Consider the following 21,500-nt stretch of genomic DNA (forward strand, 5'->3'; position numbering starts at 1 on the left):
CGGAGATGGCGATCACGAAAGCAGCATGCATCGGCGGCGGGGTCATCGGCGCGGGCTGGGTCGCGCGACTGGTGCTCAACGGCATCGACGTCGCGATCTTTGATCCGGACCCGGAGGCGAAGCGCAAGGTCGGCGAGGTCATGAAGGGTGCGAAACGCGCCTACAGGAAGATGGCGACGAAGGGACTGCCGAAGGAAGGCAGGATCACCTACGCGAAGACCGTCGCGGAAGCCGTGACCGGCGCGGATTTCATTCAGGAAAGCGTTCCCGAACGCCTCGACCTCAAGCACAGGGTGCTGGCCGAGATCGATGCCCACGCGCCGAAGGACGCGCTGATCGGCTCCTCCACCTCCGGCATCAAGCCGTCCGACATGCAGCCGGCGATGAAGCGGCCGGAACGGCTGGTCGTCGGCCATCCCTTCAACCCGGTCTATCTCCTGCCGCTGGTCGAGATCGTCGGCGGCGAGAAGACGACGAAGAAATTCATCGAGAAGGCGCGCGAGATCTACACGGCGATCGGCATGAAGCCGGTCGTCATCCGGAAGGAGATCGAGGCCTTCGTCGGCGATCGTCTGCTGGAGGCCGCGTGGCGCGAGGCGCTGTGGCTGATCAAGGACGGCATCTGCACGGTCGAGGAACTCGACGACATCATGCGCTATTCCTTCGGTCTGCGCTGGGCGCAGATGGGCATGTTCCAGGTCTACCGCATCGCAGGCGGCGAGGCCGGCATGCGCCATTTCATGGCGCAGTTCGGGCCGTGCCTGTCCTGGCCGTGGACCAAGCTCATGGACGTGCCGGAATTCAACGACGAGCTGGTCGATCTCATCGCCGGCCAGTCGGATGAACAATCCTCGCAATGGTCGATCCGCGAGCTGGAAAAGATCCGCGACGACAATCTGATCGCCATCTACGAAGGTCTGGCGAAGCAGAATGGCGGCAGGGGCTGGGGCGCGGGCGAACTGCACAAATCCTATGTGGCGCAGCTCGGGAAAGGCGGCGCGAAGGCGTCTCCCGCTGCCGTCAGGTCGAAGGCGACGAAGCCGAAGAAGACGGCTAAGGTCGGGTCTGCGAGGAAGAAGGCTTGAACGCACCCTTCCCGCAGAGGATTGCAGGCGAGGGCAGGCGCGACGTGGCAGGAAGACCCATCCTTTGCGTCGGCGCGCTGATCGCCGACCTCGTCATGTATATGGCGAAGCTGCCGGTGACGCCGGGCAAGCATCTCCCCGCCGGCGCGCAACTTGTCGTGGCCGGCATGGCGACGAGCGCCGCCACGGCGGTTCTGCGGCTCGGGCATCCTGCGTCGCTATGGGCGTCCGTGGGCGACGACGTCATCGGCAGTCTGCTGCTCGGCGAGATGACGCGCGAAGGGCTCGACATGCGCCATGTGCGGCGCGTTCCGGGCGCTATGTCGGCCATGTCGACGATTCTGGTCGATGACAAGGGCGAGCGCCTTGTGGTGCCCTACTATGCCGACGAGCTTCTGACGGCCCCGTCCGCGCTGCCGCCATTCGCGGATTTCGGCGCGGTTCTGGTCGATGTGCGCTGGCCGCGCGCAGCCGCGATTGCGCTCAGGCAAGCGCGTGCGTCCGGCGTTCCGGCCATTCTCGATCTCGATGTCGGCCGTGAGGAAATCCTGCGGGAACTGCTGCCGCTCGCCACGCATGTCGTCGCATCCATCGACGGCGCGCGGATCGTGACCGGCCATGACGAGCCCCGCGCCGCGGCGCGGGCGATTTCCGCCACGACCGACGCAGCCGTAGTGGTGACTGCCGGCGAGTGCGGCGCGGTGTGGATGGAACATCCCGGCGCGCCGCTGCGTCACTGCCCGGCATTCGAGGTCGCGGCGGTCGACACCAATGCGGCGGGCGATGTCTTCCACGGTGCATTCGCAGTGGGCGTGGCCGAGAACATGCCGTTCGCCGATGTCATCCGGTTCTCGAGTGCCGCCGCCGCCATCAAGTGCACGCGCTACGGAGGCCGGCTCGGCGCGCCCGCACGTGCCGAGGTCGATGCATTTCTGTCCGAGCGGGAAATCCTGAAAGCGAGGGACGACCATGAACTTCGGCCTGTCTGAAGAGCAGCAGCTTATCGTCGACACCACGCGGAGCTTCGTCGAGAACGAGCTCTATCCGCATGAGCAGGAAGTCGAGCGCACCGGCCATCTGCGCATGGACCTGATCAGGGAGCTTCAGGCGAAGGCGATGGCCGCGGGCCTTTACGCCGCCAACATGCCGGCCGAGGTCGGCGGCGCGGGGCTCGATACGCTGACATGGCTTCTCTACGAGAAGGAACTCGGCAAGACGAACTACGCGCTGCACTGGACCTGCGTGGCACGGCCTTCGAACATCCTTCTGGCAGGCACGGACGCGCAGAAGGAAAGGTACCTCTATCCCTGCATCCGCGGCGAGAAATGGGACTGCCTCGCCATGACTGAGCCCGGCGCCGGCTCCGACCTGCGCGGCATGAAGGCGAGCGCCGTGGAGAAGGGCGGCGACTGGGTACTCAATGGCACCAAGCACTTCATCAGCCACGCCGACATCGCGGATTTCGCCATCTGCTTCATGGCGTCCGGCGAAGAAGATTCGCCGAATACCCTTGGGCGCGGCAAACGCAAGAAGATCACCGCCTTCTTCGTGGACAAGGGCACGCCGGGCTTCACCGTGCGCGAGGGATACCGCAACGTCTCGCATCGCGGCTACACCAACGCCATCCTCGAATTCGACGACTGCCGCCTGCCGAAGGAGCAGATCCTCGGCGAGGTCCACAAGGGCTTCGAGGTGGCGAATTCCTGGCTCGGCGCGACCCGCCTGCAAGTTGCCGCGACCTGCCTTGGACGCGCCGAACGGGCGCTCGGCCATGCCATTTCCTATGCCGCCGAGCGCAAACAATTCGGTCAGCAGATCGGTAAGTTCCAGGGCGTGTCGTTCAAGCTCGCCGACATGGCGACCGAGCTGAAGGCCGCCAATCTCCTGACCTTCGAGGCCGGCTGGAAATACGACGCCGGCACCGTCACCGACGAGGACATGGCGATGGCCAAGCTGAAGGCGACGGAGGTGCTTGCCTTCATCGCCGACGAGGCGATCCAGATCCATGGCGGCATGGGCCTGATGGACGACCTGCCGCTGGAGCGCATCTGGCGCGACGCCCGCGTCGAGCGCATCTGGGAAGGCACCAGCGAGATCCAGCGGCATATCATAAGCAGGGCGCTGCTCAGGGCGGTGGGTGGATAATTGGAGATGCTCGCGCTTTGCCGAACCCCCACCCCCAACCCCTCCCCACAAAGGGGAGGGGAACTTGGCGTGCGGCAGCTTCCCCTCCCCTTTGTGGGGAGGGGTTAGGGGTGGGGGTATCGTTCATGACCAACCGTCTCGAACGTCTGCTGCGCCCGAAATCCGTCGCCATCATCGGCGGCGGGGCCTTCGGCACCAATGTCGTCAGGCAATGCCTGAAGATGCAGTTTTCAGGCGATATCTGGCCCGTGCATCCGACGAAGGGCACGGTCGAGGGATTGACGGCCTACAAGACCATCGCCGATCTCCCCGGCGCGCCGGACGCCGCCTTCGTCGCCGTCAACCGCAACCTGACCATCGAGATGATCCGGCAGCTTCGCGAAAAGGGCGCCGGCGGCGCGACATGCTTCGCCGCCGGATTTCGCGAGACAGGCAGCTACGACGCCGATGGCGAACGCCTCCAGCGCGAGTTGATCGAGGCGGCCGGCGACATGCCCATCATCGGTCCCAACTGCTACGGCCTCATCAACTATGCCGACGGCGCGCTGCTGTGGCCCGATCAGCATGGCGGCGCGCGGCTCGCGCCGGGCGCGCGCGGCGTCGGCATCATCACGCAGTCGTCCAACATCGCCTGCAACCTGACCATGCAGCAGCGCGGCCTGCCGGTCGCCTTCCTGATGACGGCCGGCAATCAGGCGCAGACCGGCCTGTCGGAAATGGCGCTCGGCCTGCTGGAGGACGATCGCGTTTCCGCGCTCGGCCTGCACATCGAAGGTTTTGACAGCGTTGCCGGCTTCGAGCGTCTGGCCGCGCGGTCGCGTGAGCTGAGAAAGCCCATCGTCGCCATGAAGGTCGGCCGCTCCGAGCAGGCCCGCGCCGCGACCATCTCCCACACCGCGTCGCTGGCCGGTTCGGATGCGGCGTCCGACGCTTTCCTCAAGCGGCTCGGCATTCCCCGCGTCGACACGATCCCGTCCTTCCTCGAAACGCTGAAGCTGCTACACGCCGTGGGTCCGCTCGACGGCCGGACGCTCTCGTCCATGAGCTGTTCCGGCGGTGAGGCATCCGTGATGGCGGATACGGCCGAAGGGCGGAAGGTCTGTTTCCCGAAACTCGGCAACGATCATCGCGAGCGGCTGTCCGCGTCGCTCGGGCCGCTCGTCGCCGTCGCCAATCCGCTGGACTACAACACCTACATCTGGAACAACGAGCCGGCCATGACCGAGGCCTTTTCGGCTATGGTGTCCGGCGGCTTTGCGCTGAACCTTCTGGTGCTCGATTTTCCGCGCATCGATCGCTGCTCGGATGCGGACTGGTGGGCGACGGTCAACGCTTTCGAAGCGGCGTTGAAGCGCCATGGTGCGAAAGGCGCCATCGTCGCCTCCATGCTGGAGAACCTGCCGGAGAGCCATTCGCTCGATTTGCTCTCGCGCGGCATCGTGCCGATCCACGGCATCGCGGAAGCATTCGACGCGGCGGAAGCTGCGGCGCTCGTGGGAGAGGCGTGGAAGCTCGGCTTGCCCTCCCCCCTTGCGGGGGAGGTGGCCGCGCAGCGGTCGGAGGGGGTAGGCAAAGGAAGCGCGCCGACATCATCCTACCCCCCACGAGAGCGGGAGTTGCAACCCGACGAAGCCGCTGCCAAATCTCTTCTGCGCGAGCGCCGGCTTCCCGTTCCCGCCGGTATCCGCGCCGATGATCCTGATGCCGCCGTTGCAGCCGCGCAAAAGCTCGGCTTTCCGGTCGCGCTGAAGGCGCTCGGTGTTGCCCATAAGAGCGAGGCGGGTGCCGTGGTGCTCAACCTTCGCGATGCGGGCAGCGTGCGCGAGACCGCCGCGCGCCTCGCATCGCTCGGCAATGGTCTTTATGTCGAGCGCATGGTGACGGGCGGCGTTGCCGAATTGATCGTCGGCATCACCCACGACCCACTGTTCGGACCGGTGATGACCCTCGGTTCGGGCGGCGTGCTGGTCGAACTGCTCAAGGATTCCGCCACGCTTCTCTTGCCTGCGTCGCGTGAAGAAATCGAAGAAGCGCTGCGTGGGCTAAAACTCTTCCCGCTGCTCGATGGTTTTCGCGGCCGGCCGAAGGCCGATCTTCGCGCGGTGATCGAGGCGATCCAGGGCATTGCGGATTTCGCGCTGGAAAACGCGGATCGGTTCGAGGAACTGGACATCAATCCGCTGATCGTTTGCGCCGAAGGGCATGGCGCGTGGATCGCTGACGCGCTGATGGTCATGAAGGAGGAAGACAATGGCTGACGTCATCACCACCCGGCGCGAGGGCGCGATCCTGGAAGTCACGCTCGACCGGCCGAAGGCGAACGCCATCGATCTCGCCACGTCGCGCCTGATGGGTGAGACATTCAAGGCTTTCCGCGACGATCCGGAACTGCGCGTCGCCATCGTGAAGACTGCCGGCGACAAATTCTTCTCGGCGGGCTGGGACCTGAAGGCGGCCGCCGCGGGCGACGCCGTGGACGGCGACTATGGCGTCGGCGGCTTCGCCGGGCTGCAGGAACTCATCGGCATGAACAAGCCGGTAATCGCCTGCGTCAACGGCATGGCTGTCGGCGGCGGCTTCGAGTTGGCGCTCTCCTGCGACCTGATCTACGCCTCCGATCATTCGAGCTTCGCGCTGCCGGAAATCCGTGCGGGCACGCTCGCCGACGCGGCGACGATCAAGCTGCCGAAGCGCATCCCCTACCACGTCGCCATGGACCTGCTGCTCACCGGCCGCTGGATGGACGTGGCCGAGGCGCATCGCTGGGGCCTCGTCAACGAAGTGCTGCCGAAGGAAAGGCTGGAGGACCGCGTCTGGGAGATCGCCCGCATGCTGGCAGGCGGTCCGCCGCTGGTCTTCGCCTCGATCAAGGAAGTTGTCCGCGAGGCGGAATCCATGGGTTTCCAGGAAGCCATGAACTGGATCACCAAGCGAAAATTCCGCACGGTCGACACGCTCTACGGTTCGGAAGACAATATGGAAGGTTTTCGGGCCTTCGCCGAAAAGCGCGAACCGGTCTGGAAAGGGCGGTAGCCGCCCCTACCTTTCTCGCAGGAGGCCGAGATGGCGGACTACAAAAAGCTGATCGACGCCGAAACATGGGCTTTCATCGAGCGGACGAACGCCTTCTATCCGCCCGACGCGGTCGATCAGACGATCGAGGACCATCGCCGCGTCTATGACGCCATGTGCGAAGGGTTCCGCACTCCCTATCCCGAAGGCGTGACGGCGGAGACCACGGCCATCGAGACGCCGACGCACCGCATCCCGATCCGCATCTACCGCACGATCGCGCCGGAAGCCGCCGCCATGGTGCTCTACTTCCACGGCGGGGGTTTCGTGCTGGGCGGCCTGGAAAGCCACGATTCCATCTGCGCCGACATCGCCCACCGCACCGGCTACGAAGTGGTTTCGGTGGATTACCGCCTCGCGCCCGAGCATCTGCATCCCGCCGGCTTCGACGACGCGATGAGCGCTTTTGAATGGGCGGCGACCGCCTATACGCGCGCCATCGTGCTCGTCGGGGATTCCGCCGGAGCCAATCTGGCGGCCGCCGTCAGCCATGCCACGCGGGGCCACAACCGCAAGCCGGCGGGGCAGGTGCTGGTCTATCCCGGTCTTGGCGGCGATTCGAGGCGCGGCTCCTATGTCGAGCATGCCGAGGCGCCGATGCTGACGCTGAAGGACGTGACCGCCTATCGCGGCATCCGCACCGGCGGCGCCGACAGCACGGGCGATATCACGCAGTGGCCGCTGGCCGATGCCGACTTCGCCAATCTGCCGCCGACGGTTCTCATCACCGCCGAGTGCGATCCGCTGTCTTCGGACGGCGAAGCCTATGCCGCGCATGTCGCGGCCGCGAGCGGGCTGGCCTTCTGGCATGAGGAGAAAGGCCTCGTGCACGGCTATTTGCGGGCGAGGCATACGGTGGCCCGCGCCCGATCGAGCTTCACGCGCATCGTCGATGCGATCAGCGCGCTTGGGCGCGGCGAGTGGCCTTACTGAACGGGCTGGCTCCAGTCATGATGACAGGCTGGCCATCGTCGCCGGACAGAGGCGGATAGCGCCCGGAAGGATGCTCAGGCGAGAAACGGCGCGGCCGTCATCGTGTCCGGCACGGGAACGCCCAGGCGCGCAAGCACCGTGGGCGCGAGCTGCAACTGGTCGAGCAGCGTGTCTTCCGACAGGCCCTTTCCGCCGCCGAAATAGTAGAGTGCCACGTCCTGCATCTCCTCGTCATGGCCGCCATGGTGGCCGCGATGCGTCTGGCCGTGGTCGGCGGTGACGATCACCTCGCAGCCTGCGTCCAGCCAGCGCGGCAGGAAACCGGCCAGCGAGGCGTCGAGCGCATAGAGCGCGTTGTCCATCTCGACGCAGTCCTGCCCGTAGCGATGGCCCATCGAGTCCACCGTGCAGGTGTGCAGTATGCCGTAATCGATGCCGTGACGCTCGACCAGACGCGTCAGGGTGGCGAAGAGATCGACGTCGCTCGGCGTCATCTGGTTGGTGTGGTTGTAGCCGGACATGGTGTGGAAGCGTCCGTGCGTGATCGGTCCGTCCGGCTCGTCATATTCGATGTCGCGGACAGGATCGAACGGATGGCGGTTGAAGAATTCCGACCAGTAGGAATGCGTCACGGCGCCGGTGCGCCCGCCGGCTCTCGTCACCTCGGAGAAGATGTCGGGCTGCGTCACGCGCTTGCGGAACTCGTTCGAGCCGATGCCGTGCGCCTGCGGGCTGACGCCGGTGTGGATCGACGCGTAGCAGCACGCCGAGGTCGACGGCAGCACCGAGCGCATGCGCCATTTCCGCGCCGCGCCGGACTGCGCCTAGCCTTCGAGATTGCCCATGAAGGGCTTCCAGTTGCGCCATGGCAGGCCGTCAAGGATGATGAGCAGAAGCCGGGACTTCAAGATGCGGCGATCCTCAATTCCCCGCCGCGGCCATGCGCCGGCCGGCGATCGCCTTTTCGAGCCAGCCCATCTCCATTTCCGGCACGGAGGAAAGAAGAAGGTCCGTGTAGGCGTCGAAAGGCGGCGTCAGCACCTCGCTCTTCGGCCCGTAGCGCACGACCTCGCCGCGATACATCACCGCGATGGAATCGGCGATCGACTTCACCGTCGCCAGATCGTGGGTGATGAACATGTAGGCGACGTCCTCCTCCGCCTGCAGGTCCAGCAGCAGCTTCAGGATGCCGTTCGCCACCAGCGGGTCGAGCGCGCTCGTCACCTCGTCGCAGATGATGAGCTTCGGCTTCGCGGCGAGCGCCCGCGCGATGCAGACGCGCTGTTTCTGGCCGCCCGAAAGCTCGGCCGGATAGCGGTCGATGAAGCCCTTGCCCATTTCGATCTTCTCGAGCAGTTCCGCCACGCGGGCATCGCGCTCGCGGCTCTTCATGCCGAAATAGAACTCCAGCGGCCGGCCGATGATCGTTCCGACCGTCTGGCGCGGGTTCATGGCGACATCGGCCATCTGGTAGATCATCTGCAATTCGCGCAGGTCGTTCTTGGTCCGGTCTTTCAGCGCGTTCGACAGCGTGCGGCCGGCGAAGGTCACCGCCCCCTGTTCGGGCGGCAGCAGGCCGGTGATGGCGCGCGCCAGCGTCGACTTGCCGGAGCCGGACTCGCCCACCACGGCCAGCGTCTGGCCCGGATGGATGTCGACCGAGACGTTCTTCAGGACTTTCACCTTGCCGCCCGCATAGGCCGCGGTGACGTTCTTCACGGACAGCACCGGCTTGGCGGAGGGCGCCTTCTCCGTGTGCTCGATATGGTGCACGGAAACGAGCTGGTTGGTGTATTCCTGCCGCGGCTCCTTGATGATCTGGCGCGTGCCGCCCCATTCCACCAGCTTGCCGTGGCGGAGCACCATGATCTCGTCCGAGACCTGCGCCACCACGGCGAGATCGTGGGTGATGTAGAGCGCCGCCACGCCCGTGTCGCGGATGGCGTCCTTGATGGCGGCCAGAACGTCGATCTGCGTCGTCACGTCGAGGGCGGTGGTCGGCTCGTCGAAGACGATGAGATCGGGTTCCGAGCAGAGCGCCATCGCCGTCATCACGCGCTGGAGCTGGCCGCCCGACACCTGATGCGGATAGCGGTCGCCGATGGTCTCGGGATTGGGCAGGCTGAGCTTCCTGAAGAGGTTCACCGCGCGCTTTTCGAGTTCGGCGCGCTTGCCGGTTCCGTGCTCCAGCGCGGCCTCCACCACCTGGTCCATCAGCCGGTGCGCGGGGTTGAAGGCGGCGGCGGCCGATTGCGCGACATAGCAGACCTCTCGCCCGCGCAGCGCGCGGATGCCGCTCTTGCCCGCCTTCAATATGTCGCGGCCGTTGAGGATCACCTCGCCGCCGGTGATGCGGACGCCGCCGCGGCCATAGGCCATGGAGGACAGGCCGATGGTCGACTTGCCGGCCCCGGATTCGCCGATCAGGCCGAGCACCTTGCCCTTCTGCAGCGTCAGCGACACGCCGTGCACGATGGTCACCCGGCGCGGGTCCTCGCCGGGCGGGTAGACGGTCGCCTCGATCTTCAGGTTGCGGATGTCGAGCAGCGGTCCGTCATGCGGCTTCCTCGCCGTTGCCTTAGCCATTGCCGCGTCCTCCCTTGAGGTCGGTGGTGCGGTTCAGGACCCAGTCGGCGACCAGGTTGACGGAGATGGCGAGCGCCGCGATGGCGCCGGCCGGGATGAGCGCCGCCGGAATGCCGAAGACGATGCCTTCCTTGTTCTCCTTCACCATGCCGCCCCAGTCCGCTTCCGGCGGCTGCACGCCCAGCCCGAGGAAGGAGAGCGCCGAGAGGAAGAGCACGGCGTAGATGAAGCGCAGGCCGAGTTCGGAGACCAGCGGCGAGAGCGCATTGGGCAGGATCTCGCGGAAGATGATCCAGCGCGTGCCTTCGCCGCGCAGCTTGGCGGCTTCGACGAAGTCCATGACGTTGATGTCGACCGCGACGGCGCGCGCGAGGCGGTAGACGCGGGTCGAGTCGAGGATGCCCATGACGAGGATCAGCGTCACCAGCGTGGTCGGCAGGACCGACAGCACGACCAGCCCGAAGATCAGCGTCGGGATGGCCATCAGGAGGTCGACGATGCGCGACATGATCGTGTCGAACCAGCCGCCGATGACGGCGGCCGCGAAGCCCAGCACCGAGCCGAGGATGAACGAGATCGCGGTGGCGGCGGCGGCGATGAAGATCGTCGTGCGCGCGCCGTAGATCATGCGTGAGAGCAGGTCACGCCCGAGATTGTCGGTTCCGAGCAGGAATTTCGACGAGGACGGCTCCCACACCTGCCCGGCGATCTCGCTGAGGGAGTAGGGCGCGATCAGCGGCGCGAAGATCGCCGCGATCAGGAACAGGCTGGTGAGGATAAGGCCGATCAGGGCGCCGATGGGGATGCGTCGCAGGCTGAGCATTGGCGCGTCCCCCTTACTTCGGATGCCTGAGGCGCGGATTGGTCAATATGCCCGCGACGTCGGCGATGATGTTGAGCGAGATATAGACGGCGGCGAAGATCAGGCCGACCGCCTGCACCACCGGAACATCGCGTTTGGCGACGTGGTCGACGAGATACTGGCCCATGCCGGGATAGACGAAGATGACCTCGACCACGACGACGCCGACCACGAGGAAGGCGAGGTTGAGCATCACCACGTTGATGACCGGCGCGATGGCGTTGGGGAAGGCGTGCTTGCGGATGATGTCGAACTGCGACAGGCCCTTGAGTTCCGCCGTCTCGATATAGGCCGACTGCATGACGTTGAGGATCGCCGCGCGCGTCATGCGCATCATGTGCGCGAGCACGACCAGCGTCAGCACCGTCGCCGGCAGCACGATGGCGTTCAGCTTGGCGAGGAACGGCATGCCGTCGAAGACGGTCGAGATCGACGGGAACCATTGCAGCTTCACCGCGAAGAAGAAGATCAGCAGGTAGCCGATGAAGAATTCCGGCAGCGATGTGGAGGCCAGCGCGAGGCCCGAGATGAGCTTGTCCACGGGTCCGTTGCGGTAGCGCACGGCCAGAAGGCCGAGCAGGATCGCCAGCGGCACCGACACGATCGCCGCCCAGAAGGCGAGGAAAAGCGTGTTCTTGAGGCGCGGGCCGATCGACGTGGCGATGTCCTGCCCGCTGGTCAGCGCCGTGCCGAGGTCGCCGGTGAGCACGCCGCCCAGCCAGCGCAGGTAGCGCATATAGGCGGGATCGTTGAGCCCGAGTTCCGTGCGCAGGTTTTCCAGCGCCTGCGGCGTGGCCGACTGGCCGAGAATGGCTTGCGCGACGTCGCCGGGCAGCACCTGCGTACCGGCGAAGATCAGGACCGAAACGGCCAGCAACAACAAAAGGCCCAGCGCAATGCGCTGGGCCACGAGCTTCAGAACCGGTGACGACATGGTGCCGGAGCCATGATCAAGCCATGACCCAGCACTTGGACAGCGCGTAGCCGCCCATCATTTCCTGATTGCCGTCGGGCGTCCAGCCGCCGACCTTCGGGCCGGTGGCGTCGATGAAGTCGTTGAACATCGGCGTGATGACGCCGCCTTCCTGATTCACCATCGCGCCCATGTCGGCGTAGATCTGCCTGCGCTTGGTCTCGTCGAGCTCGGAGCGCGCGGCGAACAGCATCTTGTCGAAGTCCTCGCGCTGGAAGCGCGTATCGTTCCAGTCGGCCTTGGAGTAATAGGCCGTCGAGTACATCTGGTCCTGCGTCGGCCTGCCGCCCCAGTAGGAGGCGGAGAAGGGCTGCTTGTTCCACACTTCCGACCAGTATCCGTCGCCCGGCTCGCGCTTGATCTCCAGCGTGATGCCGCACTTCGCGGCGCTTTGCTGGTAGAGCTGGGCGGCATCCACGGCGCCCGGGAACGCGACTTCCGAGGTGCGCAGCAGGACCGAGCCGCTGTGGCCGGACTTTTTGTAGTGCTCGGCCGCCTTTTCCGGATCGAACTTGCGCTGCTCCATCTCGGTGAACAGCGGGTAGGACTTGTTGATGGGCGTATCGTTGCCCACCGAGCCGTAGCCGAACAGGATCTTCTGCACCATCTCCTCGCGGTCGAGCGCATATTTCAGCGCGAGCCTGAGGTCGTTGTTGTCGAACGGCGCGGTGTTGCAGTGGGCGATGAAGACGTAGTGGCCCTTGCCGGCGACGTTCTGGATGGTGACGCCCGGCACGCGCTTGATGAGGTCGACGATCTTCGGCTCGACGCGGTTGATCATGTCGACCTGGCCGCCCTGCAAGGCTGAGGTGCGCGCCGTCGGGTCGTTGATGACGATAATCTCGATCTGATCGGCGAAGCCGCGATCGTCGCGCCAATAGCCGGCGAACCTTTCGGCGCCGAGGCGCACGCCGGCCTCGTTGACGGTTATCTTGTAGGGACCGGTGCCGACGCCTTCCGTGGGATTGTCCTTGCCGCCGTTCGGCTGGATCATCAGGTGGTAGTCGTCGAGCAGGTATGGCAGGTCGGCATTCGCCTCGCTGAGCGTGAACACGACCGTGTCGCCGTCCGCCTTGACGTTCTGGATGCCGCCGAGAATGCCCAGGGCGCCCGATTTGGAGTTCGCGTCGGCATGGCGCTCGATCGTCCCGACGACGTCGGCCGGCGTCATTTCCTTGCCGTTGTGGAACTGCACGCCCTTGCGGATCTTGAAGGTCCACACCTTGGCGTCATCGGAGGCGCCCCATTCCTCGGCGAGCGCCGGGCTCAGGCTTCCGTCCGCCTGGATCTGCACGAGCTGCTCGGCCCACTGGCGGCCGAAGAAATAGGGGACCTGGCTCGACCAGCTTGCCGGATCAAGGCTGTCGGTCGCCGCGCCGCCCTGCATGCCCGCCCGCAGGATGCCGCCCTTTTGAGGGCTCTGCGCCTTCACGGCCGTGGAGAACATGGAGTTTGCCAATGTCGCGGTGACGCCGAGAGCGGCCGCGCGCCCGAGGAAGTCGCGGCGGCTGAGTTTCCCGAGCGTCACGCGCCGGCTGAGATAGTCGAGTTCGCTGGTCATGCTGTTCCTCACTCCGTTTGCGCCTTGAGGCGTTTTGCTTATTTAAATCGATATTGACGGCATGTTAGCCGGCGCGGTGGGGTCATTTGCGACACGTCGTGGCGCAAATGACACGGGCGTATTGGACCAACCCTAGCGCGCAAATCGCCGCTGCGCCAGACGGTCGTGAGCCGAGGACCAAGTGAGTCCGCTCATGCCGCGAGGCGAGCCTTTCACAGATGATCGCGCGGAACGGACTCGCGGAAATCGCGCTCGAAGACCAGACGGTCCCCTTCATAGGCCTCGATGCGCGCCTGAAGGTGGAAGGCCTTCTCATCGGACCACATGCGGCTGGTGGTTTCCGTGCGCACCGACCACGCATCGCGCGAAAAGGTCTGCGTCCAGCGCGTCTCCATGCTCGCCGAAAGCGGATCGTCCGGTTGGATCGACCAGGTCTCGTGCACGATGCTGCCGTTGACCAGCCCGTGCGCCAGATCGCGCACCTCGCCGAAATCGTCCGATATGGTCAACGTCGTGACGCCCGTCTTCTGGTCGATGCCGATGTGGCGTTCCGACCGCGCCGGCCGCAGCGTCTCGGTGCGCCACGGCGTCGCCGTCTCGGAGTCGGGGAACGATACCTCGTCGCCGGTTGCGAGCGGACGCACCGGCAGTTCCAGCGTGGCCGCTTCCAGCGTCAGCGTCGCGGCGTGCGGCGAGGGCCAGATCAACGGCCAGTAGGCGGTCGACACCGCCACCCGCAGGCGATGGCCGGCCGGCACGCGATAGGCGCACTGGTCGAGGGTCACGCGGGCCTCGAAGACCTTGCCGGGTTCGAGTCTCGTCGGGTGCTCGTGCGAGGTGCGGTGCGTCAGGTTGAGCACGCCGTAGCTGATGAGTTCAGATGCTCCGTCCGGATGAACGTCGCAGAGCCGCACGCAGACATTCGCCTGCGGCTGGTCGGACGAGAGCCGCAGCGAGACCTCCGGCGCGCCGAGGATATCGATCGCCCCGGCAAGGGGCGGCTGATCGAAGCAGACCGACAAGGCGTCGTCCGGGCGCTGGTCTCCGGGGAGTTCGGGGCCGAAGGTGAACGGGAAATACTCGCCGCCGGCAAGCCCGCATGTCTGCGGCGTGGCCACGGTCGCCGGCGCGCTTCCCGACGCCAGCAGTTCGATCCTCTGGCTCGTGACGCGCGGCGGCGGCCACGCGCTTTCCGCCACCCAACGGCCGGGCCGCGTGTCGTGCCAGCGCGCCGGTCGCACGTTGTCCATCAGCCAGGCGCGGTAGGCGGGATCGTCTTCGACACCCGTGTCGATGCCTTTCATCCAGCGGTCCCACCAGCGCAGCGCTTCCTGCAGGAAGCCGATCTTCGGCTCCGGCGCGGCATAGTGCGGATATTTGTGTATCCACGGGCCGACGATGCCCTTCACAGGCGCTTCGATATTGGCGACGAGATTGGCGATGGTGTTGCGGTAGCCGTCGTGCCAGCCGCCGATCGACAGCACCGCCGTCTTGATCGCCGAAAAATCCTCGCAGACCGAGCCGCGCTTCCAGTAGGCGTCGCGGTGCTGATGGCCGAGCCAGAGCGGCGCGAGATAAGGCTGGTTGTGCAGGCGCTGCATCCAGAGTTCACGCCAGCGGTCGGTGCCGGCGATGACGGGGTCCGGCGGCCGCGACGAATAGGACAGCATGGTCGCGGCCCAGCCGGCATTCTCGCCGAGCAGGCAGCCACCCTTGTAGTGGATGTCGTCGGCATAGCGGTCGACGGTGGAGCAGAGCGTGATGATCGCCTTCAGCGCCGGCGGCTGCTTCGCCGCGACCTGCAGCGAATTGAAGCCGCCCCAGGAAATGCCCATCATGCCGACATTGCCGTTGCACCAGGGTTGCGCGGCCGCCCAGGCGATGACGTCGCAAGCATCCTGAAGTTCCTGTTCGGAGTATTCGTCCTCCATCAGCCCTTCGGAATCGCCGTTTCCGCGCATGTCGACGCGGATACAGGCGTAACCGTGCCCGGCGACGTAGGGATGCGTGAGTTCGTCCCGGAAGATGGTGCCGTCGCGCTTGCGGTAGGGCAGATATTCGAGGATCGCCGGCACAGGGCTTGCTTCGGCATCGGCCGGCATCCAGATGCGCGCGGACAGGCGGCACCCATCCGGCATGACGATGCCGACATCCGGCGTTTCGACGACCTGACGGGGAAAGCTTGTGACGGTTTTCATTCTATAGCCTTGGCGAGTCTGCCTATCTGACGGCGATTGTGCATGGTTCGCAATCTACAATGGCGTCACGCATGCTGCTATTCGCGACCAGCCTCATACCTTGCATTGAACGGACTGATTGAAGGTGCTATTTAAGGCACTCGAAATTGGTCTTGAAACATGCCGCACACCGTCCTTGCCGAAGTGACCGCCAGCGTCTCGGAGCTCAAAAGGAATCCGATGGCCACCGTCGCCGCGGGTGACGGCTTTCCGGTCGTGATTCTCAACCGCAACGAGCCCGCTTTCTATTGCGTCCCCGCCAAAGCGTTCGAAGCGATGATGGACAGGCTTGAGGATATCGAACTCAATGCCGTCGCGGATGCCCGTTCAGGAGAAAAGCGCATCCGCGTGACCCTTGATGAGCTATGAGCTTGAGTTCCTCGAATCCGCTTTGAAGGAATGGAAGGCGCTGGACGCGAATACGCGCGAGCAGTTACGCAAGAAGCTCAGGGAGCGCTGCGAAAATCCTCACGTCCCTTCGGCGAAGCTTCGAGGCTCATCCGATCGCTACAAGATCAAGCTGAGAAGCGCCGGGTATCGTCTGGTTTACACGGTCGAGGACGATCGCCTCGTTGTTCTGGTCATCGCGATCGGCCGGCGCGACAGGTCCGAGGTATATGAAAAGGCAAAACTTCGCTGAGTTTCAGTTCAGCGGGATGTCGTTGGCTTCCTTGCTTGCCTGATAGACCTCGGAAAGCCTGTCATATTTCGACTGGATCGCGTCGATGCGGTGCTCCAGCCGCTCGCGCTCCGATACTTCCAGACCGCGCACGAGCCGGCGCAGCCCGAAGCTTTTCCAATAGGCGTTCTCGGCATTGTAGCCGCCGGGATCGAGGGTGAAGACCTCTTTCAGGATTTTCAGGTCGTGCGGGATGGCAAAACTGTCGCGCGAATCCTCGTGGCTGAAGAGATAGTGGAAATTGTCGAAGCCGGCCCATGTGATCGCCGAAAGGCAGAGCGAGCAGGGCTCGTGCGTGGCGAGGAAGATGCAGTCCTTCGTGTCGGGGCGATCCGCCTTCGGCATCTCGTAGAAGCGCTTCAGGCAGTGGACCTCGCCATGCCAGAGCGGATTTTCCAGCTCGTTGTTGGTCTCGGCAATCACCAGCGACAGGTCGTCTTTCCTGAGGATCGCCGCGCCGAACAGCTTGTTGCCCCGCGCCACGCCCCTGGCGGTCAGCGGCACGATGTCGTGCTCGATCACGTCGAACAGGCGGTCGATCAGCGAAACGTCGGTCATGGCTGGAATCCGGCGGGCAGATGGATTTCGTAGGGCTCGGGGAAATGAAACTCCTCGAGATTGTTCCCGTCGCCGCCGCGATCCACCACGACGAAATCCTGCGCCGCGCCGATCGGCGTCAACACCCCGTGCCACAGGTTTCTTGGATAGTTCACGCCCTGTCCGGGTTTCGTCAGGAAGACATGCGGGGTGCCGGGTCCGTCATCCGCGCCGTGGCAAACCACGACGAGGAAAGGCCGCGGCGAAAGCGGCACAAAAGCCTGGCTGCCGAACGGGTGCCGCTCGACCATCGTCAGCTTGAGCGGGAAGGCATAGGGCATTCCCTTGAAGATCGAGATCAGCACGCGCGCATTCGGGCCGGCCGCCTCCACGCGTGCGAGATCGTGGAAGCGCTCGCACATGCCGCCATTGATCGGATAATGATGCGCGCCGTCCGTCTCGATGACGTCGCCGAAAGTCGCGAACGCCTCGCGGGTGAGCGGTACGGCGGTGATGACGCGGCTCATCGCTTCCACAGCTTCATGTGCCGGTTGACGTCCTTGTAGAGCAGGTAGCGGAACTTGCCCGCGCCGCCGGCGTAGCAGGCCTGTGGGCAGAACGCGCGCAGCCACATATAATCGCCTGCCTCCACCTCCACCCAGTCATTGTTCAGCCGGTAGACGGCCTTGCCTTCGAGCACGTAGAGCCCGTGTTCCATGACATGCGTCTCGGGGAAGGGGATGATGCCGCCCGGCTCGAAGGTGACGACGGTCACATGCATGTCGTGGCGCAAATCGGCGGGGTCGACGAAGCGCGTCGTCGCCCAGCGTCCGTCCGTATCCGGCATGGGGATGGGGGCGATGTCGTTCTCGTTGGCGAAGATCGCCTCCGGCACGGCGATCCCGTCCACCTGCTCGTAGGCCTTGCGTATCCAGTGGAAGCGCGCGGGCGCGCTGCCGGCGTTGCGCGCGGCCCATTTCGCGCCGGGCGGCAGGAAGGCGTAGCCGCCGGGCGTCAGCACATGGTCCGCGCCGCCGAACGTCACCGTCAGCTCGCCCTCGACCACGAAGAAAACGCCTTCCGCGCCTTCGTCCGGTTCCGGCTGATCACTGCCGCCGCCGGGCAGCACCTCCATCACATATTGCGAGAAAGTCTCGGCGAAGCCCGACAGCGGCCGCGCGATCACCCACGCCCGCGTCGCCTCCCAATGCGGCAGATAGCTGGCGACGATGTCGGAGAATTCGCGTCGGGGAATGACCGCATAGGCCTCTGTGAAGATAGCCCGGTCGGTGATGAGATCCGTCTGCGGCGGCAGCCCGCCATGCGGTGCGTAGTAGCTGCGGGTCATGGTTCTCGATCCGGCACGAATGTTGTCCATCGTCCTATTCCGGCAGCAATGCGTCGAGGCGAAGCCGTGCGATGCGCTCGACCTGCTTGCAGGCCGTCTCGAATTCGACCTCGCGACCGTTCTCCAGCCGGTTTTCGAACGCGGCCAGGATGCCGGCCTTGGTGTTGTCGCGCACGGCGATGATGAACGGGAAGCCGAATTTCTTGACATAGGCTTCGTTGAGCGCCGTGAACCTCTCCCGTTCGGCATCGGTCAGCGCGTCGAGACCGGCGCTGGCCTGCTCCGCCGTCGATTCCGCCGTCAGCCGCTTCGCCTGCGCCAGCCTGCCGGCAAGGTCGGGATGCGCCTGCAACACGCCGAGCCGCTCGTCGGGACTGGCCGAGCGGAAGATGCGCGCAAGCGCATTGTGCAGCCCGCCCGCGCTGTCATGGGCCGGGCCAAGCTCCAGCTTGAAGGCGCGTTCGGCGATCCACGGCGAATGCTCGAAGATGCCGCCGAATCTTTCGACGAATTCCTCCCCGCCCATGCGGGAGGGGCGCAGGGCCGGCGCCTCGTAGGGATGCGTCCGGCGCCAGTGCTCGGCGATGTCGATCCGCCGCGCGAGCCACACGCGGTCATGGCTTTTCACATAGTCGATGAACCGCTTCAGCGCCGCAGCGCGGCCCGGCCGGCCGACGAGGCGGCAATGCAGCCCGATGCTCATCATGCGCGGCCGGCCTGCCTTCCCTTCGGCATAGAGCGTGTCGAAGGAATCCTTCAGATAGGCGAAAAACTGGTCGCCGGAGGGAAAGCCCGCCGCCACGGCGAAGCGCATGTCGTTGGCGTCGAGCGTATAGGGGATGATGAGTTGCGGCGGGATCGCGTTGCCGTGCCCGTCATGGTCGAGCCAGTAAGGAAGGTCGTCGTCATACGTGTCGGAACAATAGGCGAAGCCGCCTTCCTCGGCGACCAGCCGCGCCGTGTTGGCCGAGGTGCGCCCCGTATACCAGCCGGTCGGCCGCGCGCCGACCACTTCCGTGTGCAGGCGTATGGCCTCGATCAGGTCGCGGCGCTCGTCCTCGATGCCGTGCTCGCGATAATCGATCCACCTCAAACCATGCGAGGCGATCTCCCAATCCGCCTTCTGCATCGCCTCGACCTGGTCGGGCGAGCGGGCGAGCGCCGTGGCGACGCCATAGACCGTCACCGGCACAGCGGCCTCGGTGAACATATGGTGGAGCCGCCAGAAGCCGGCGCGCGCGCCGTATTCGTAGATCGATTCCATGTTCCAGTGGCGCAGGCCGGGCCATGGGGTCGCGCCGACGATCTCCGAAAGAAAGGCCTCCGACGCCTTGTCGCCGTGCAGGATGCAGTTCTCGCCGCCTTCCTCGTAATTGACGACGAACTGCACGCAGACATGCGCGCCGCCCGGCCATTGCGGATCGGGCGGGTTGGCGCCGTAGCCTCGCATGTCCCTGACGTATCGCATGTTTCCCCCAGCGTTCATGCCGATGATAATCCAGCCCTGCGGCGTGCATTCCACTGAAAATATTGAAACTGCTTTTCGCCCGCCTCGGCTACCTTCGGTCTTGGCATCCGCCCTGGTTTCCCGCAAGCTGGTTCGGACCGAGCAGCAGCCAGGGGAGAAGTATGTCGAAATCCGGTGGCGGTCGCCTGACGACGCATGTGCTCGATACGGCATCCGGAAAGCCTGCCGCCGGGCTGAAGATCGCGCTCTACCGGGTGAGTGGCAATTCCCACAAAAAGCTCAAGGACGTCGTCACCAACGCCGACGGACGTTGCGACGCGCCGCTGCTGGAAGGTGGGGATTTCCGCACCGGCCAGTATGAGCTTGTCTTCTTCGCGGGCGACTATCTGCGCGCCTCCGGCGTGAAGCTGCCCGATCCCGCCTTCCTCGACGAGGTGCCGATCCGCTTCGGCATGGCGGAAGAAAAGCATTATCACGTGCCGCTGCTCATCTCACCCTACGGCTACTCGACCTATCGGGGCAGCTAGAATGGCTGGCCCGGCGATCCGCGACCACATCCGCTTCCTGCTGAACGGCGAGGAGGTGCGGCTCGCCGATGTCGCGCCGGACGAGACGCTGCTGGACTGGCTGCGTCTGCGCCGTTCGCTGCGCGGCACCAAGGAAGGCTGCGCCGAGGGCGATTGCGGCGCATGCACAGTGCTGGTCGGCCGGCTTTCGGGTGGCAGGCTGGTTTATGAGAGCGTCAACGCCTGCATCCGCTTCCTCGGCTCGCTCGACGCGACCCATGTCGTGACTGTCGAGCATCTCGCGCCGCATGAGGGCCGGCTGCATCCGGTGCAGCAGGCGATGGTCGATTTCCACGGCTCGCAATGCGGCTTCTGCACGCCGGGCTTCGTCATGTCGCTTTATGCGCTGTGGATGCGCGATCCCCAGCCTTCCGACGCCTCCATCGAAAAGGCGCTGCAGGGCAATCTCTGCCGCTGCACCGGCTACGAGGCGATCATGCGCGCCGCACGCGCCATCTCGTCCTATGGCAGGGCCGCGAAGGACCCGCTCGCGCTGGAGCGGAAGCATGTCGCGAAACGGCTTGCCGCGATGAAGGACGGCAGCCGCGTCGAGATCGGCGCGGGCAAGGCGCGCCTCATCGTGCCGGCGGACGCCGACGACTTCGCGATCATCCGCGAGAAATTCCCTGAAGCCACCGTGGTCGCTGGCTCGACCGATGTCGGGCTCTGGGTCACGAAATTCATGCGCGACATAGTGCCGGCGATCTTCATTCCGAACCTCGAGGGGCTGTGCGACATCCGGGAGGAAGGTGGCGTCATCACCATCGGCGCGGGCGTCACCTACACGGATGCCTTCGCCATCCTGTCGCAGCGCATTCCAGCACTGGGCGGCCTCATCGACCGCATTGCCGGCGAGCAGGTCCGCAACATGGGCACGATCGGCGGAAACATCGCCAACGGTTCGCCCATCGGCGATACGCCCCCGCCGTTGATCGCGCTCGGCGCGACGCTGACGCTGCGCAGAGGCAGCGAGCGGCGCACCATCCCGCTCGAGGATTTCTTCATCGCCTATGGCAGGCAGGACCGCCGGCCCGGCGAATTCGTCGAGGCGGTGCATGTGCCGGTGCCGCCGAAGAACGCGCATTTCGCCGTCTACAAGGTCTCGAAACGCCGCGACGAGGACATTACGTCTACGCTTGGAGCGTTCCGCCTGACGCTGTCGAAGGCGGGCACTATAGCGTCCGTGCGCATCGCCTATGGCGGCATGGCGGCGACGCCGAAGCGGGCGAAGGCCGTCGAGGCGGCCTTGCTTGGCAAAGCGTGGACCGAGGAGATCGTGACGGCCGCGATGGAGACTTTTCCGCAGGATTTTTCACCGCTGACCGATATGCGCGCCACGGCGGAGTATCGGGCGCTGGCGGCCCGAAACCTGCTCATGCGCTTCTGGCTGGAGACGACCGGCACGAAAGCGCCGGTCACGGTGACGCGGAACGAGGCGGCGTGATGCG

19 protein-coding genes and 1 pseudogene are annotated in these 21,500 nt (G+C 65.3%); 10 read left to right on the forward strand and 10 right to left on the reverse strand.

The genetic code is table 11. From position 1 onward, the window contains the following. The first annotated feature begins 5 nt into the window (after positions 1 to 5). The 6 genes from M9955_12505 (at position 6) to M9955_12530 (ending at position 7,235) form a co-directional block, all read left to right on the forward strand. Complete coding sequence (locus tag M9955_12505; GenBank protein MCO5082462.1) at positions 6 to 1,085, forward strand: carnitine 3-dehydrogenase; 1,080 nt, start codon at positions 6 to 8, stop codon at positions 1,083 to 1,085. Next, complete coding sequence (locus M9955_12510) at positions 1,082 to 2,074, forward strand: PfkB family carbohydrate kinase (protein ID MCO5082463.1); 993 nt, start codon at positions 1,082 to 1,084, stop codon at positions 2,072 to 2,074. Before M9955_12505 ends, M9955_12510 begins: the two co-directional genes overlap by 4 nt. Next, complete coding sequence (locus M9955_12515; GenBank protein ID MCO5082464.1) at positions 2,055 to 3,230, forward strand: acyl-CoA dehydrogenase family protein; 1,176 nt, start codon at positions 2,055 to 2,057, stop codon at positions 3,228 to 3,230. Before M9955_12510 ends, M9955_12515 begins: the two co-directional genes overlap by 20 nt. A 125-nt stretch (positions 3,231 to 3,355) precedes the next feature. Further along, positions 3,356 to 5,488, forward strand: a complete 2,133-nt coding sequence (locus M9955_12520) for an acetate--CoA ligase family protein (protein ID MCO5082465.1) — start codon at positions 3,356 to 3,358, stop codon at positions 5,486 to 5,488. After that, positions 5,481 to 6,263: a carnitinyl-CoA dehydratase gene (locus M9955_12525; protein ID MCO5082466.1), complete on the forward strand. Its 783-nt coding sequence runs from the start codon at positions 5,481 to 5,483 to the stop codon at positions 6,261 to 6,263. The genes M9955_12520 and M9955_12525 overlap by 8 nt, the downstream gene beginning before the upstream one ends. A gap of 30 nt (positions 6,264 to 6,293) precedes the next feature. Continuing rightward, positions 6,294 to 7,235, forward strand: a complete 942-nt coding sequence (locus tag M9955_12530; protein MCO5082467.1) for an alpha/beta hydrolase — start codon at positions 6,294 to 6,296, stop codon at positions 7,233 to 7,235. 74 nt (positions 7,236 to 7,309) lie between these two features. Here M9955_12530 and M9955_12535 read toward each other — a convergent pair. The 6 genes and pseudogenes from M9955_12535 to M9955_12560 form a co-directional block, all read right to left on the reverse strand. Further along, a pseudogene (locus M9955_12535) lies at positions 7,310 to 8,146 on the reverse strand (alkaline phosphatase family protein). A gap of 10 nt (positions 8,147 to 8,156) precedes the next feature. Then, on the reverse strand, positions 8,157 to 9,821 hold the full coding sequence (locus M9955_12540) for an ABC transporter ATP-binding protein (protein ID MCO5082468.1): 1,665 nt from the start codon (positions 9,819 to 9,821) through the stop codon (positions 8,157 to 8,159). Continuing rightward, positions 9,814 to 10,644 (reverse strand): ABC transporter permease, encoded by an 831-nt coding sequence (locus M9955_12545; GenBank protein MCO5082469.1) that lies wholly within the window; start codon positions 10,642 to 10,644, stop codon positions 9,814 to 9,816. Before M9955_12545 ends, M9955_12540 begins: the two co-directional genes overlap by 8 nt. Before the next feature lie 13 nt (positions 10,645 to 10,657). Further along, complete coding sequence (locus M9955_12550) at positions 10,658 to 11,617, reverse strand: ABC transporter permease (GenBank protein ID MCO5082470.1); 960 nt, start codon at positions 11,615 to 11,617, stop codon at positions 10,658 to 10,660. Between the two features lie 16 nt (positions 11,618 to 11,633). Then, complete coding sequence (locus M9955_12555; protein ID MCO5082471.1) at positions 11,634 to 13,217, reverse strand: ABC transporter substrate-binding protein; 1,584 nt, start codon at positions 13,215 to 13,217, stop codon at positions 11,634 to 11,636. 212 nt (positions 13,218 to 13,429) lie between these two features. Next, the gene (locus tag M9955_12560) at positions 13,430 to 15,415 is read right to left on the reverse strand and encodes a CocE/NonD family hydrolase (GenBank protein MCO5082472.1); all 1,986 of its coding nucleotides are present in this window, start codon (positions 15,413 to 15,415) and stop codon (positions 13,430 to 13,432) included. A 159-nt stretch (positions 15,416 to 15,574) separates the two neighbouring features. Between M9955_12560 and M9955_12565 the strand changes: the two genes are divergently transcribed. Both M9955_12565 and M9955_12570 read left to right on the forward strand, forming a co-directional pair. After that, on the forward strand, positions 15,575 to 15,823 hold the full coding sequence (locus M9955_12565; protein ID MCO5082473.1) for a type II toxin-antitoxin system prevent-host-death family antitoxin: 249 nt from the start codon (positions 15,575 to 15,577) through the stop codon (positions 15,821 to 15,823). Then, positions 15,813 to 16,094: a type II toxin-antitoxin system RelE/ParE family toxin gene (locus M9955_12570; protein MCO5082474.1), complete on the forward strand. Its 282-nt coding sequence runs from the start codon at positions 15,813 to 15,815 to the stop codon at positions 16,092 to 16,094. Before M9955_12565 ends, M9955_12570 begins: the two co-directional genes overlap by 11 nt. Before the next feature lie 3 nt (positions 16,095 to 16,097). Here M9955_12570 and M9955_12575 read toward each other — a convergent pair whose 3' ends face one another. From M9955_12575 to puuE, 4 genes are read right to left on the reverse strand one after another with little or no spacing between them, the layout of a single operon-like run. After that, positions 16,098 to 16,691, reverse strand: a complete 594-nt coding sequence (locus tag M9955_12575; protein ID MCO5082475.1) for a nucleoside deaminase — start codon at positions 16,689 to 16,691, stop codon at positions 16,098 to 16,100. Then, positions 16,688 to 17,197, reverse strand: a complete 510-nt coding sequence (locus M9955_12580; GenBank protein ID MCO5082476.1) for an ureidoglycolate lyase — start codon at positions 17,195 to 17,197, stop codon at positions 16,688 to 16,690. Before M9955_12580 ends, M9955_12575 begins: the two co-directional genes overlap by 4 nt. Beyond that, entirely contained in the window at positions 17,194 to 18,018 is an 825-nt protein-coding gene (locus M9955_12585) for a bifunctional allantoicase/(S)-ureidoglycine aminohydrolase (protein MCO5082477.1), read from the reverse strand. Before M9955_12585 ends, M9955_12580 begins: the two co-directional genes overlap by 4 nt. Positions 18,019 to 18,052: 34 nt before the next feature. Continuing rightward, positions 18,053 to 19,486: an allantoinase PuuE gene (puuE, locus tag M9955_12590; protein MCO5082478.1), complete on the reverse strand. Its 1,434-nt coding sequence runs from the start codon at positions 19,484 to 19,486 to the stop codon at positions 18,053 to 18,055. Positions 19,487 to 19,647: 161 nt separating this feature from the next. Here puuE and uraH point away from each other — a divergent pair, with 161 nt between their 5' ends. Then, complete coding sequence (uraH, locus tag M9955_12595; protein MCO5082479.1) at positions 19,648 to 20,013, forward strand: hydroxyisourate hydrolase; 366 nt, start codon at positions 19,648 to 19,650, stop codon at positions 20,011 to 20,013. A 1-nt stretch (position 20,014) separates the two neighbouring features. Continuing rightward, positions 20,015 to 21,496, forward strand: coding sequence for a xanthine dehydrogenase small subunit (gene xdhA, locus M9955_12600; GenBank protein ID MCO5082480.1), 1,482 nt, complete (start codon positions 20,015 to 20,017; stop codon positions 21,494 to 21,496). Positions 21,497 to 21,500: the final 4 nt, after the last annotated feature.

Source organism: Rhizobiaceae bacterium (assembly GCA_023953845.1).
In the GTDB taxonomy this organism is placed as follows: Bacteria; Pseudomonadota; Alphaproteobacteria; order Rhizobiales; family Rhizobiaceae; genus Arvimicrobium.